This is a genomic window from Bradyrhizobium sp. AUGA SZCCT0182, from assembly GCF_018130185.1.
Lineage (GTDB): Bacteria > Pseudomonadota > Alphaproteobacteria > Rhizobiales > Xanthobacteraceae > Bradyrhizobium.
In genome coordinates, this window is record NZ_JAFCLY010000023.1 from 33,945 (window position 1) to 47,331 (window position 13,387).

Below are 13,387 nucleotides of genomic sequence, written 5' to 3' on the forward strand. Positions count from 1 at the left end.
TGTGGCGGGGCCGCTACAGACTCACCGCGTGATGTCGTAGCCGCAGCCAGCTTGTTCAGTATTCCGCAGATGCCGGCGACTGGACATGCTCGGGCCGGACGCCGAGCCCGATGAAGCGCGCCGTGATACCCTGCAGCCACGGCACCGCCGTGATCAGGCGCATCACCAGTGGCGCTTTCAGCGGCTGATTGCCGGGCTTCAGCGCGGCGCTGACGATGTTGTCTTGCGCCACGACCTGCATCCGCTGCGTCATCCGCACCGGGAATTCGCGGCGCTGGCGCACCGCATCCAGTTCGTTCTCCGGCGGGCAGCCGTTCACGAGCTTGGCCGCGAGAAGATTGGCGGTCGCGACCGCGTCCTGAACCGCAAGATTGACGCCGACACCACCCATCGGCGACATCGCATGCGCGGCATCGCCGATGCACAGCAAGCCCGGCCGCGTCCAGCGCGGCAGACGGTTGATCGCAACCGTGAGCAGCTTGACATCATCCCAGCTTTTGACGTCGGCAAGGCCGGATTTGAGGATCGGCGCGACCCGCGCGACGTCGTCCAGAAACGCCGGCAGGCCCCTCGCCCTGACGGCGTCGTACTCACCCTTGGCGATGATATAGGCGCATTGCCAGTAATCGCCGCGATCGAACATCACCATCATCCTGCCGGGCTCAACGCGCGCAAACAGGCTTTCGGTTTCATTCGCGCGTTTTCCCGCGCGGAACCACAGCACGTCCATCGGCGCGCCGATTTCCTCGACCGCAAGGCCCGCGCGCTCGCGCACCAGCGAATGGCGGCCGTCGCAGGCGACGGTGAGATCCGCCTCGATGTCGATCATGCCCTCCGGCGTGTTTGCGCGCACGCCCGCGACGCGGCCGCCGTCCTCAATTAGATCGGTCGCTTCGGTGCTCATCATCACCTTGAGCGAGGCAAACCGCTTGCCGCTTTCGCGCAGGAAATTCAGGAAATCCCATTGCGGCATGAAGGCGATGAAGGGGTATTTCACCTTGAGCCGGCTGAGATCGGCGATCCGCACCGATGCGCCGCCGAACAGCCCCTCCATCTTCTGCAGCCGCTGATGCGGCAGCTTCAGAAATCCGTCGATCAATCCGAGTTCGTCCATCACCTGCAGGGTCGAGGGATGCACGGTGTCGCCGCGAAAATCGCGAAAGAAGTCGGCGTGCTTTTCCAGCACCACGACATCGATCCCGGCGCGGCCCAGGAGATATCCGAGCATCATGCCGGCGGGCCCGCCGCCAACGATGCAGCAGCGAACCTTCATCGTGCGCCCCGGGGGCTGCCGCGAAAAACTGCCTGCGTCCATGATCGACCTCCGAGCGGACTGTAGCTCAATCGGACGACGCTGGCTGGATTAGAGCCTTTTCCGTTCCGATGGAATCGGAACGGGGCTCTAGATTCTTGATTTGACGCGTTTTCTCGACGCGAACCGGTATCCACTTCGCTCGAAAACGCTTTAGCGTCGGAAGCTCTTGATCTCGGACACGCTGCCGTCGCGGTAGACCAGCTCGACCGAAACCGACTTGGTCGCCGGCGCAAGCTTGAGGTAGGGCTGCGCCTCGCGCGGGATGACGCTGGGATCCTTCGGGTCGCACGGCGGCATTTTCAGAACCTGGTCGGGCACGGCGCTGTCGATGCCAACGCGCACCTCGCGGATCGCGCAGCGGTACGACATCAGATGGGTGTAATAGACCAGGAGCCCGTTGAATTCACGAAACGACAGCCAGCTGGTCGCGGTCATGTCGAGTACCTTGCGCTGGTCGCGGATCAGCGCCGCCTCGGGATCGAAGCGGATCGGAAACGGCCCCTGCACTTCGCCATTGGTATCGACATAGCGCACCTGGATCGTGGCGGCCGGCGCGTCGGCCGGAAGCTCGATCGACGGGTTCGGCATCCGCTTCCGGGTCCGCGGATCGAGCGTGTCGATGAAGCCGGTCTCGCGGAAATCACCGGCCTCGCCCATCCGCCAGGAAATCCCGAGCGTCGGATCGGCGATCGAGAACACCACGGTCCAGCCGCTATTATGGCGCGAGAACATCGCGATCGGCGCGTTGACGGAATCGTTCGACGGCGCCAGCCGGTGCACCGGCGGCAACGCTGCAACCTTCTGCAATGGCTCCGCAGGCTTGGCGACGGCGACCTCGGGCGCGGCCTTCGCCGTGCCGCTCAGGAATACGTCATCGACCATCTGGTCGAAATAGACCGGGATCTGCTTGTGGCGCACGGTCTCCGCCAGCTCGCTAACCAGCCGCCGCGTGCGTTGCGCGACCTGCACGAGGTTGACGCCGGGCTGCGTCAGTTCCTTGGTAAAGGTTCGGGTGAACACCGAATTGGGATTGGCATCGTCGTTCGACAGGCGGTCCAGCGCAGTCTGCCGCGGTCCCGCTGAAAATATCGAGAACACGCCTTCCGGCAATTGCGTCATCGGCGCGAGGCCGCCGCCACCGGCGACGGCGCGGGTGCCGGAGCGCTCGAACGGATTGTTGCGGCAGGCGTCGAACACCAGAATGGCGGTTCGCGCGCCCTTGTTCTGCAGGCGCTCGATGATGCGGTCCGCGAGGATGGAAGCGTCCCGCACCAGTTCCTCCTGGCCTTCGGTTGCCGCCGGCACGTCGGTCGGCAGCAGGAAGTTCTGGCCGGCGATTTCAAAGCCGTGGCCCGCATAGAAGAAGAACGCGGTGTCGCCCTTGCCGACCGCCTTGTCGAACGCGAGCAGGCTCTGGCTGAAAGCCTGGCGCGTCTGGTTCTCGGCGACCATGACGGTGAAACCGAGTTGCTTCAGCGTATCGCCCATGGTGCGGGCGTCGTTGACGGCCTTCTGCAGCTTCGGCACGTTCCGGTAGTCGTTATTGCCGATCACCAGCGCGACGCGTTTTTCGGCATAAGCGGGGGCAGCGAACGCCAGCAACGAGGCGACAATGCCGAATGCCAGTCCGGAAAGCCGCCCGGCTTTGGACCGCGCCTTGGGCCGTAACCAGCTCGTCATAATCAGTTCCCCGCAATGATGCGCGGCCGCGCGGGACCGCTTTTGTCGTAGTCGATAAAGCCACGCCGGCGGTTCAATGCTGCAGGCAGGACCAGAGCCCCATTTCCGCCACGTAAGTCAGATGCGAGACCGCTACTTCGCCGCCATACCAAGCGCCAGGAGAGTATCCTCCACACGCTTGGCAGCTTCGTTATACACGGGGCTGGCATTCCTGGGATCAAGCCTGATGTTGGCGACCGTGGAGCCGGGCCGCAGTTCCATGGTCTTGGCCAAGGCTGCCTTGGCCTCGTCCGTGCGGCCGGTGCGCTGGTAGGCAATTGCCAGCACCGCATGCGATCGTCCGGTGGCCGGCGTGATCGCAATCGATTTCGTGAGATAGGGGATCGCCTCTTCGTCGCGCTCCATCACCACCAAGGTCAGCCCTGCTCCCAGCAGCCAGGTCCAGCGCGCCGTTCGCGGCGTATCGAATTGTTCGGCTAGTTTGAACGTCGCCAGCGCGTCCTCGAACCGCCCGAGCCGAAGCTGCCCGAGGCCCAGGTTGTAGATCGCGAGCCCGTCCCAGGGATCGAAGGTCAACACCCTGCCGCAGGCCACCAGGCTTTCGATGAACTGGTTTGTCGTGTTGAGGAGGCGGCAATACGCCTCCAGCACGGGGATGTAGGTCGGCTTCGCCCGCAGCGCCTGCTCGAGCATCGACTGCGCGGCGCGTTGAGTCTCGGCAACATCGGCCTTGTTGTACCAGGTCATCTGGATGCCGCGCAGCAAGTGCGCGGCCAACGCGGCGGCAAGATCGACATTGCCGGGATCGGCCGCGATGGCTTTCTCCAGCATGGTTTGCGCAGCCTTGAAACGCTCCGGCGTTGTCTGGTTGATCGAGGCCATCGCCTGCTCGATAACGACTTTGGCGGCGCCGCCAGCCAGTTCGTCGTCGGTCGCGGCCGGGCCGGCATTGATCATCGCATTGATGCGAAGCGCCAGCGGATGGCCGACGCCCGCGGCGAGCCGGATCTGCTGAAGCGTCATGTCCGACTTCTCGATGCCGACCGAAACCGAGTTGCTCCAGCGTACCTCGCCAGTGGCGCCATTGCTCATGCGCGCCTGGATGGTCCAGGCCCCGCCTTCCAACCGTAACTCGCCGCTCACCACGAAGTCGGCCTCCGGCTGCGCGGCGACGGGCTGGGGCACCGCCGAAGCCGTTTGAGATCGCGGCGCCAGCACGCGCAACTTGTCGATCCTCGCCAAGCCGTCGGTGAGCCGGTCGGTCACGTCCCCCGCCATCTCGGCAACCAACTGGCTATCACCGACGCCGACGATCGGCATCATGGCGATGGTCGGAGACTTTCGTGGGAACATGGAATCGGGCGTGAGCACCGGTGCTGCGGCGGCAAGGCTGACGGCCGCGCTGAGGCGGTCAGCCACGCTCGCCGCCAACTCGGCAAGTTTCTGGCCCTCACCCACCCCAACGAGCTGCTCTGCGGCAACGGTGGGGGGTTTTCGCGCGAAGATGAAATCGGGCACGAAGATCGGCGCGCCGACGGCTAGGCCGATGACAGCACCGAGCCCGGCCGCCGTCGCAAGCGCGGCGCGCAAGCCGAAGCGGAGCCGTTTCCGGACGGGCTCTGCCGCGAGCTTGGGTGACGCCGCGGCGACAGGATCGGCGTCGGCCATCGCGACCGGAGGCGGTGCTTGATCAGCCGCGCCAAGGCCGCCCGGCCCGACCGTCACTTGCCCGTCGAACAGGTAGCCGCGGCCGGAAACCAGCTTGATCAATTGGCGCTGGTCGTCGCCAAGCGCGGCGCGGATTTCGCGGACGCATTGGAAAAGGCTGTCGTCGCCCACATGGACGTTCGGCCAAATCGCGTCAATCAGGTCCTGCTTGCTGAGAACGCGCCCGGCGTTGGTCACAAACAGCTGCAGCATGTCGAAGGATTTCGGGCGCAGCCGGATCGCTTCGCCACCGGGCCCGCGGAGCCTGGCGCGTTCCGGGTCAAGTTCAAATCCGGCGAAACAGAGCAACTTATGTCCGCAATCTTCTCAGGGCTGGTCTGCGCACAGCGAATATCAGAGAAATTTCAGAAAGTCACCGCCGTCCCATCAGGACCGGGTTCCTCCGCCGTGGCATGATTCCCGAGTGATTTGTCGCACCGCGGCATATCTTGGGGAGGAGTGCTGGGGGTGGCTATTTCGGCTTTAAGAGGAGCGGCATGTCTGGCGCCGGTCGCCTATGCCCCTGCTGGAGATCAGGGTACCTCTGCCTTTAGATGGTCCACCGATCAGGTCGATCCGAAGGACCGGTTCGACTATTGGCGCGAGGTGCGCTCCAAGGGGCTTTTTGGGGCGACCGCCGAACTCGACCGGGAGCACCGCCCAAAGTTCTCCGGAGAATTCTCGCTTCGAAAGATCGGCTCCGCGGGACTGGTCGGACTGCGCGCCTCGAGCTACCACGTCGAGCGCAGTGCGACCGATATCGCCAACGCACCCAGCGACAGCCTTTGCATCTGCCAGCAGCTTGGCGGCGGCGGCTGGTTCAGGGTCCGCAATGTCGATGACTTCCACGTCGCCGGCGGAACGTTTGCGACGAGCTATTCGGATCTGCCCTACCACACGGTCCCGATCGCCGCTGAAGGCTTCGATCTTCGCATTCTGAAGGTACCGGTGGCCGACATTCTGCTGCCGCTACCCGGCCTGCACGACCTCGTCCCAAAACCGTTTACCGACCGCGCCACCCTCACCCCGCTGCTGGAATCCTGTTTCACCGACCTGACCGAAGCGGATAACGACAGCGATCCGGCGACAACGAAGGCGCTGGTGCAGGCGCTCACGCACCTCACATTGATCGAGCGCGGCGTTGTCCGGCCGACCAGTCGGGTTGCGCAGTACGCGGTTCGGGCCGGCCGCCTGTCCCTGGCGCGGCGATTGATGGCCCGCCACATTGCCGAGCCGCAACTGTCGCCAGCGTTCGTCGCAAGTCAGCTCGCGATCTCGGTTCGTCATCTGCACGTGCTGTTCGAAGAATCCAGCATGAGCTTCTCGCAAACCGTCACCGCGCTGCGCATCGAGCGAAGCCGCCGCCTGTTGCGCGAGGCGCCGGCCATGACCATTGCCGAGATCGCCTTCGCCAGCGGCTTCGACAGCCTCGCAACATTTTATCGCGTGTTTCGCGCGGTTCAGGGCATCACGCCCGGCGATTTCAGGGAAGCGGCGACAAGGAAATAGGGTATGAGCGCGCGACCGGTCGCGCCGCAGCAGGCTCGGCAAGCTCGACGCATTTGACCGCCAAATGACGGTTTGGCCGTTATTTGTGCGAAAACATTAAGCTTTTTCGGCCATTTGGCTGGTTCCCAGATTGACTTTGGCCGTTTCGCGCCTATGTTCCGGCCAACGCGGCCCTGGATCGACACGCGATTCCCCTGGGTTAGCCGCTCGTCAGCGTAAGTCAGAGCCCCCAGCTTTTTAAAGCGCGCCGTTTCGGGGTTGAACGCGACAGCCTTATTACCCTCGATTCCGAACGGCGGTGTCGACTAGAGGCTCAATGTCTTTTTCCCATCTCGGACTTTCCGACAAGGTTCTCGCCGCTGTTGCGGCCACCGGCTACACCACCCCTACGCCCATTCAGGAACAGGCGATCCCCCACGTTCTGGCCCGCCGTGACGTTCTCGGCATCGCCCAGACGGGCACCGGCAAGACCGCTGCCTTCGTCCTGCCCATGCTTACCATGCTGGAAAAGGGCCGCGCCCGGGCACGGATGCCCCGCACCCTGATCCTGGAGCCGACCCGCGAACTTGCGGCCCAGGTTAAAGAGAATTTCGACAAATACGGCATTGGCCAGAAACTCAATGTCGCCCTGCTAATCGGCGGCGTCTCGTTCGGCGATCAGGACACCAAATTGACCCGCGGCGTCGACGTCTTGATCGCGACCCCGGGCCGGCTGCTCGACCATACCGAGCGCGGCGGGCTGCTGCTCACCGGCGTCGAACTCCTGGTCATCGACGAAGCCGACCGCATGCTGGACATGGGCTTCATTCCCGACATCGAACGGGTCTGCAAGCTGGTCCCGTTCACGCGACAGACCCTGTTCTTTACCGCGACGATGCCGCCCGAAATCAGCCGTATCAGCGAAGCCTTCCTGCACAATCCCGAACGTATCGAAGTCTCCAAGCCTGCGACCACGGCGGTGGGCGTATCTCAGTTCCAGGTCGCCTGCGGGCGCGAGGTGCACGAGAAGCGCGAGATCCTGCGCCGCCTGCTGCGCGACGCCAAGGACCTCCAGAACGCGCTGATCTTCTGCAACCGCAAGCGCGAAGTCGCCGTCGTCTACAAGTCGCTGCAAAAGCACGGCTTCAGTGTCGGTGCCCTGCATGGCGATATGGATCAGTCGGCCCGCACCGCCGCCCTCGACCAATTCCGCTCCGGCGAAATCCCGATACTGGTGGCCTCCGATGTCGCCGCCCGCGGCCTCGATATTCCCACCGTCAGCCACGTATTCAATTTCGACGTGCCGCATCATGCCGACGACTACGTCCACCGCATCGGCCGAACCGGTCGCGCCGGCCGCGCCGGCACCGCGATCTCGATCGTCACATCGCTCGACACCAAATCGCTGGCCGCGATCGAACGGCTGATCGGAAAATCCATTCCCCGTGCGGAAGGCGACTATTCCGTGCGATCGGAAGCGTCAGGGGATATCGACCCGCCGCGCGAGGCGCGCGGCAGAGAAGGCTCTCGCGGAGGCTCCCGCCACGGTGCGAAAGAAGGCTCCAGGGAAAGCGTCAAGGAAGGTTCGAGAGAAGGTTCGCGTGGCGGACGCAAGCCGCGACGTGAGCGCGAGCCGCGCAACGGTGAGCGCGAACCGCGCCACGCCAAGGGAGGCGAGCGCAACTCCGGCCCGCAGCCGCAGGCAGCGACCGAAGCGTTCACGCCGCCAACGCCGGCACCGGCCTCCCGCGTACCCTCGATCGGCCGGGCCGAGCCGCGGCGCGCCCAGCGCGAGGTCGAATCCGAGCCTGCCGATCACTCGCATCTTCCGGCGTTTTTGCTGCGTCCCGTGCGCGCCCGCGTTTAACGCTTTCAACGCCGTCCACGCGGTGAACAGGGTACACCCCTGTTTACCGGGCGTTCATTCTCCTCCCTTAACTTCACGGCGATAATTTTAGTTATTGCCTGCTGGGCGGCGCGAAGCGTTGCTCGCTATTAGGGACGGATCAGTGGTGAAACTGCTGGACGAACACGAACGCACGCTGGCCTTCGCCGAAGTCGCGATGGGCCAGATCAAATCGCTTCGGCAGACCGCCGTACCCCGCAATTATGAAATCTGGTACGTCTACGCCACCGGTTACAACGCCCCGCTCAACAAGATCATCAACGAGACGCTGGCACGCAACGGCAGGCTGAGCGAAGCCGACCTCGAACAGATCTACGAAACGTACCTCTCCCACATCAAAACCTCCGACCGCATCGACAAGGTCGGCGCGCGCGTGATCGGCGAGATCGACGACGTGATGACGCTGATCACCGAGGCGCTGGGCATGTCGGCGAGCTACGACGCCAGCCTGAGCGGCGCCAGTCAGAAACTGTCGACCGCGCAGAGCCCCGACCAGGTCAAGGCGGTGATCGAACAGCTGGTGAAATCCACCCGCGAGATGCGTGACACCAACAAGGCGCTGGAGAACCGGCTGTCGCTGTCCAAGAACGAGATCAGCAATCTCCAGCACAGCCTGGAAGCCATCCGCGCCGAGAGCCTGACCGATCCGCTCACCGGCCTCGGCAACCGCAAATATTTCGACCGCTCGATCGAAATGGCCGTGCAGGCGGCGCAGGCCAACGGCGAGCCGTTGTCGTTAATGATGTTCGATATCGATCATTTCAAATCGTTCAACGATTCCTACGGCCACCTCACCGGCGATCAGGTGCTGCGTCTCGTCGGCATGTCCTTGAAGCAGACCATCAAGGGACAGGACATCACCGCGCGTTATGGCGGCGAGGAATTCGCGGTCGTGCTGCCCAACACCGCGCTGCGCCAGGCGCTGACGGTTGCCGATCACATCCGCCGCGCCGTGATGGCGAAGGAATTGAAGAAGAAATCCACCGGCGAAATCCTCGGCCGCGTCACCATCTCGGTCGGCGTGTCGATGCTGAAAGCGGGCGACGACACGGATTCGCTGATCGAACGCGCCGATGCCTGCCTCTACGCCGCCAAACGCAACGGCCGCAACCGCGTGATCTGCGAAGTCGACCCCGAATACGCCGCCGACCAGCGCAGCCAGGTGGCCTGACGTTCAGCCCTTCTTGGTGAGCCCGTAGGTTGGGCAAAGGCGTTTTTACGCCGTGCCCAACAACGTCCGTTCCTTATCTGGATTGTTGGGCACGCTTCGCTTTGCCCACCCTACGAGTTGCCGGTTTCTTCTTGGCCGCCGGCTTTTTCACCACAGCTTTCTTTGCAACTTTCTTCGCGGCCTTGCGCGCCTTCGGACGCTTGCGCAACGCCGCGCGCTGCGCGGCAGCCAGCGCCGCCCTCGCCCAATTGCTCAGCTCCTCTGAATCGTCGAACAGCCGCGCCGGCAATTGCCAATACGAATTCACGGTCACGGTTTTGGTGCGGGTTTGATACGAAAACGGCTGCGATCCCTCCGCCTCGAACAGCGGTATCGTCGTCTCATCTGCCCGGAAATACAGCCCGGCGCGCAGCGCGAGTGCGAAGTTGGTGCCGTCAGCGGAAATGCCGAAGCCGGAAAACATCCGGCGGATCGTCACCGGACCGAAATCAGAAAACAGGTCGATCAGGAAATCGCGATCCATCTCAGTCGTCCCGGCCTAGTGCGCAATTGCGCATCAGGCGCCGGGACCCATACGCCGCGGCCCGTGTTGTTGTAAAAGGAAGATAACGACTAGCGCGCAAACCAACTGCCGCCGGTGGTTATTGGCCCCCCGATGCGCAATTGCGAATCTGAGCTCAAGCCCGGGGCGACGATCAGATCTTCGCAGCCGTCAGCTGCACCGACTCGCCGCAACCACAGGCGGAGACCTGGTTCGGGTTGTTGAAGATGAACTGGGCCTGCATCTTGTCGGCCTTGTAGTCCATTTCGGTGCCGAGCAGGAACAACACGGCCTTGGGATCGACCAGGATCTTGACGCCGCGGTCTTCGACCACCTCGTCGGTGGGACGGACGTCATGGGCGTATTCGACCGTGTAGGATTGCCCGGCGCAGCCGCCATTCTTGATGCCGACGCGCAGGCCCACGATTTCGGAATCGGCGCGCTTGGTCAGCTCGGTAATGCGCTGCGCGGCCGCCTCGGTCAATTTCATGACCTGCGGGCGCGGCCGCGGCTTCGGCTTGGATGCGGGTGCTGTGGGCGTCATGTCATTCATGTGGTCAATCCCAGCGGCAAATCAATGCCGGTTATTTTCCCGTAAAACTGTTAACGCGCATCACCACATGTTGAGCACGAGGCGGGCCTCGTCGGACATGCGATCCGGCGTCCAGGCCGGCTCCCACACCAGATTGACATTGACGACGCCGACGCCGGGAACGCTGGCGACGGCGTTCTCCACCATGGTCGGCAGTTCGCCCGCCGCCGGGCAGTTCGGCGTGGTCAGCGTCATCATCACATCGACGCTGCGGTCGTCCTTGAAATCGACCTTGTAGATCAGGCCGAGTTCGTAGATGTCGGCCGGAATTTCCGGGTCGAACACCGTTTTCAGCGCCGCCACGATCTCGCCGCCGAGACGCTCGGTCTCCTCCGGCGGCAGCGCCGACTGGGTTTCCATATTGGCTTTGACTTCGTTGGCGGTTTTGACTTCGGCTGTGTCGGTCATGAAAACAAATCCTGCGCCTTGATCAGCGCCTGCACCAGATGGTCGACTTCTTCACGGGTATTATACATCCCAAATGACGCTCGGCAGGTGGCTGTGACATTGAACCGCTCTAAAAGCGGCATCACGCAATGGGTGCCGGCGCGCACCGCGATGCCCTGGCGGTCGATCACGGTCGCGATATCGTGGGCATGCGCGCCCTTCATCTCGAACGAGATCACCGGTCCCTTGCCGCGCGCGGTGCCGATCAGGCGCAGCGAATTGATTTCGCGCAGGCGATCCTGGGCGTAGGTCACGAGGTCGTGCTCATGGGCGAGGATGCGCTCCTTGCCGATCGAATTGACGTAGTCGATCGCCGCCCCCAGCCCGATCGATTCCACGATCGCGGGCGTGCCGGCCTCGAATTTATGCGGGGGATCGCCATAGGTGACCCAGTCCCGGGCGACTTCGCGGATCATCTCGCCGCCGCCGTTGAAGGGGCGCATCGCGACCAGATGCTCGTGCTTGGCATAGAGCACGCCGATGCCGGTCGGGCCGTACAGCTTGTGACCGGTGAAGACGTAGAAGTCCGCGTCGATGTCCTGCACGTCGATCGTCATGTGGACGGCGGCCTGGCTGCCGTCGATCAGCACCGGAATGCCGCGGGCGTGCGCCAGCCTCACGACGTCCTTGACCGGCACGATGGTGCCGAGTGCGTTCGACATCTGCGTGACCGCGACCAGTTTGGTACGGTCCGTCAAAAGCTTTTCGAATTCCTCGATCAGGAAATTGCCTTCGTCGTCGACCGGCGCCCATTTGATGACCGCGCCGTGACGCTCCCGAAGGAAATGCCAGGGCACGATGTTGGAATGGTGCTCCATGATCGAGATGATGATCTCGTCGCCGTCCCTGATGTTCGGCTCACCCCAGGACGACGCCACGAGGTTGATCGCCTCGGTGGCATTGCGGGTGAAGATGATCTCTTCAGTGCGTCCGGCGTTAAGGAATTTTGCCACCTTGGCGCGGCCGCCTTCATAGGCTTCGGTCGCGGCGTTGGCGAGATAGTGCAGCCCGCGATGCACGTTGGCGTATTCGCTTTTGTAGGCTTCCGTCATGCGATCGAGCACGGCGGTGGGCTTCTGGGCGGAAGCGGCGTTGTCGAGATAGACCAGCGGCTTGCCATAGACCTTCATCGCCAGCGCCGGAAAATCCTCCCGCACCCGCGCCACGTCATAGGCGCCATTTTTCACCGCCGGATGCATGGTCAACCCCTCGCCTCCAGCCAGCGCTGCGCCGCTGCGATCGCAAGCTCGCGCAGGCCGTCATTCACAATCGATTCAATCGCCTCGCCGACGAAGGCCTGGATCAGCAGCGCCTGGGCTTCCTTCTCGGAAAGGCCGCGTGCGCGTAGGTAAAACAGCAGGCTCTCGTCGAGCGCGCCGGTGGTGGCGCCATGGCCGCAGGTGACGTCGTCGGCAAAGATCTCGAGCTCCGGCTTGTTGTCGGCCTCGGCTTCGTCGGACAGCAGCAGCGCCCGCGTCATCATCTTGGCGTCGGTCTTCTGGGCATGCGGACGCACGATGATGCGGCCCTGGAATACCGAATGGGCGCGGTCATCGACGACGGCCCGGAAGATTTCGCGGCTGTCGCAGTGCGGCACCGCGTGGTCCATGAACAGCGTGGTGTCGGCGTGCTGCTTGCCGTTGAGCAGATTGACGCCGTTGGTCTCGACCCTGGAGCCCTCGCCGGCAAACACGATGGTGGCCTGGTAGCGGCTGACGCCGGCGCCCGACATCATGCCAAAGGTGTTGAAATGCGCGTGCGCGCCCAGGCTCACCACACCCGAGGAAATATTGAAGGCGTCGCGACCGTCTTCGTTGAGGCGGACATGGTCGAGGCGTGAATTATTGCCGATCGAAATGATCAGGGAATCGTGGACCTGATAGGCCTTGGCGCCCTCGGCCGCGATATAGCTTTCGACCAGGGTCGCACCGGCATCCTTGCCGAGCCTCAGCAGCGAGCGCGTGAACATCGCCGCCGGCACGGTACCGCTGGCGATATGGACGATGTGCAGCGGCTGCGTCAGCACGACGCCGTCGGCGATGTCGATCACCACGCCGTCGGTCATCATCGCGCTGTTCAGCGCCACCATGGGATTGGCATTGTCAGGCGTGAACAACAGCGCCTGCAGCGCGACGTCGCCGGTTTCCAGCACCTCCCGCACGGTGCGGATGCCGAGACCCTTCTCAAGACCGCCAAGTTCGGAAAGCTTTGGCGCAAACACGCCGTCGACCAGCACCAGCCGGCGGACGCCTTCGATGGCGTGCAGCTTGGCGGCGCTGGCTGCTCGCGAAAATTCCGCCGCATCCGGCGCGGGCGCCAGCGGCAGCACCTCGCGCATCAGCGCGCGCAAATCGGTGTATTTCCAGTCCTCGATCCGGCGATGCGGCAGGCCCGCTTGCGCATAGGCAGCGAAAGCCGCCTCGCGCGCCGCGGCGACCTTGCCGGTGCCGGGAAGCCGGTCGCGCGCGATCGCAAAGCTGTCGCTCAGCGCGCTCCCGGTCTCGTTTTTTACCAAAGCCACATTCATCACAAAATCCGTA

General features: G+C 63.6%; 11 protein-coding genes. 3 read left to right on the top strand and 8 right to left on the bottom strand.

Annotated elements, in window-relative coordinates:
- Nucleotides 1–55: 55 nt before the first annotated feature.
- The 3 genes from JQ611_RS23375 to JQ611_RS23385 all read right to left on the bottom strand — a co-directional run bounded on the left by JQ611_RS23375 (nucleotide 56) and on the right by JQ611_RS23385 (nucleotide 5,011).
- On the bottom strand, nucleotides 56–1,315 hold the full coding sequence (locus tag JQ611_RS23375) for an FAD-dependent oxidoreductase (RefSeq protein WP_212389737.1): 1,260 nt from the start codon (nucleotides 1,313–1,315) through the stop codon (nucleotides 56–58).
- A 150-nt stretch (nucleotides 1,316–1,465) separates the two neighbouring features.
- Nucleotides 1,466–2,995, bottom strand: coding sequence for a caspase family protein (locus tag JQ611_RS23380; RefSeq protein ID WP_212389736.1), 1,530 nt, complete (start codon nucleotides 2,993–2,995; stop codon nucleotides 1,466–1,468).
- Between the two features lie 132 nt (nucleotides 2,996–3,127).
- On the bottom strand, nucleotides 3,128–5,011 hold the full coding sequence (locus JQ611_RS23385) for a winged helix-turn-helix domain-containing tetratricopeptide repeat protein (protein WP_212466721.1): 1,884 nt from the start codon (nucleotides 5,009–5,011) through the stop codon (nucleotides 3,128–3,130).
- A 159-nt stretch (nucleotides 5,012–5,170) separates the two neighbouring features.
- Between JQ611_RS23385 and JQ611_RS23390 the strand changes: the two genes are divergently transcribed.
- From JQ611_RS23390 to JQ611_RS23400, 3 genes are all read left to right on the top strand, one after another.
- The gene (locus tag JQ611_RS23390; RefSeq protein ID WP_312012124.1) at nucleotides 5,171–6,211 is read left to right on the top strand and encodes an AraC family transcriptional regulator; all 1,041 of its coding nucleotides are present in this window, start codon (nucleotides 5,171–5,173) and stop codon (nucleotides 6,209–6,211) included.
- Between the two features lie 316 nt (nucleotides 6,212–6,527).
- Nucleotides 6,528–8,057, top strand: coding sequence for a DEAD/DEAH box helicase (locus tag JQ611_RS23395; RefSeq protein ID WP_212389734.1), 1,530 nt, complete (start codon nucleotides 6,528–6,530; stop codon nucleotides 8,055–8,057).
- Nucleotides 8,058–8,199: 142 nt separating this feature from the next.
- The gene (locus JQ611_RS23400) at nucleotides 8,200–9,267 is read left to right on the top strand and encodes a GGDEF domain-containing protein (RefSeq protein WP_212389733.1); all 1,068 of its coding nucleotides are present in this window, start codon (nucleotides 8,200–8,202) and stop codon (nucleotides 9,265–9,267) included.
- A 73-nt stretch (nucleotides 9,268–9,340) separates the two neighbouring features.
- On the opposite strand, the gene JQ611_RS23405 is transcribed toward JQ611_RS23400, so the two are convergent.
- The 5 genes from JQ611_RS23405 to sufD all read right to left on the bottom strand — a co-directional run bounded on the left by JQ611_RS23405 (nucleotide 9,341) and on the right by sufD (nucleotide 13,374).
- The gene (locus tag JQ611_RS23405) at nucleotides 9,341–9,790 is read right to left on the bottom strand and encodes a TfoX/Sxy family protein (protein WP_212389732.1); all 450 of its coding nucleotides are present in this window, start codon (nucleotides 9,788–9,790) and stop codon (nucleotides 9,341–9,343) included.
- Between the two features lie 172 nt (nucleotides 9,791–9,962).
- Entirely contained in the window at nucleotides 9,963–10,352 is a 390-nt protein-coding gene (locus JQ611_RS23410; protein WP_212466771.1) for an iron-sulfur cluster assembly accessory protein, read from the bottom strand.
- Nucleotides 10,353–10,421: 69 nt separating this feature from the next.
- The gene (locus tag JQ611_RS23415) at nucleotides 10,422–10,808 is read right to left on the bottom strand and encodes an SUF system Fe-S cluster assembly protein (protein ID WP_192739476.1); all 387 of its coding nucleotides are present in this window, start codon (nucleotides 10,806–10,808) and stop codon (nucleotides 10,422–10,424) included.
- Entirely contained in the window at nucleotides 10,805–12,052 is a 1,248-nt protein-coding gene (locus tag JQ611_RS23420; protein ID WP_212466722.1) for a cysteine desulfurase, read from the bottom strand. Before JQ611_RS23420 ends, JQ611_RS23415 begins: the two co-directional genes overlap by 4 nt.
- Nucleotides 12,049–13,374, bottom strand: coding sequence for a Fe-S cluster assembly protein SufD (gene sufD / locus JQ611_RS23425; RefSeq protein ID WP_212466723.1), 1,326 nt, complete (start codon nucleotides 13,372–13,374; stop codon nucleotides 12,049–12,051). Before sufD ends, JQ611_RS23420 begins: the two co-directional genes overlap by 4 nt.
- Between the last annotated feature and the right edge of the window lie 13 nt (nucleotides 13,375–13,387).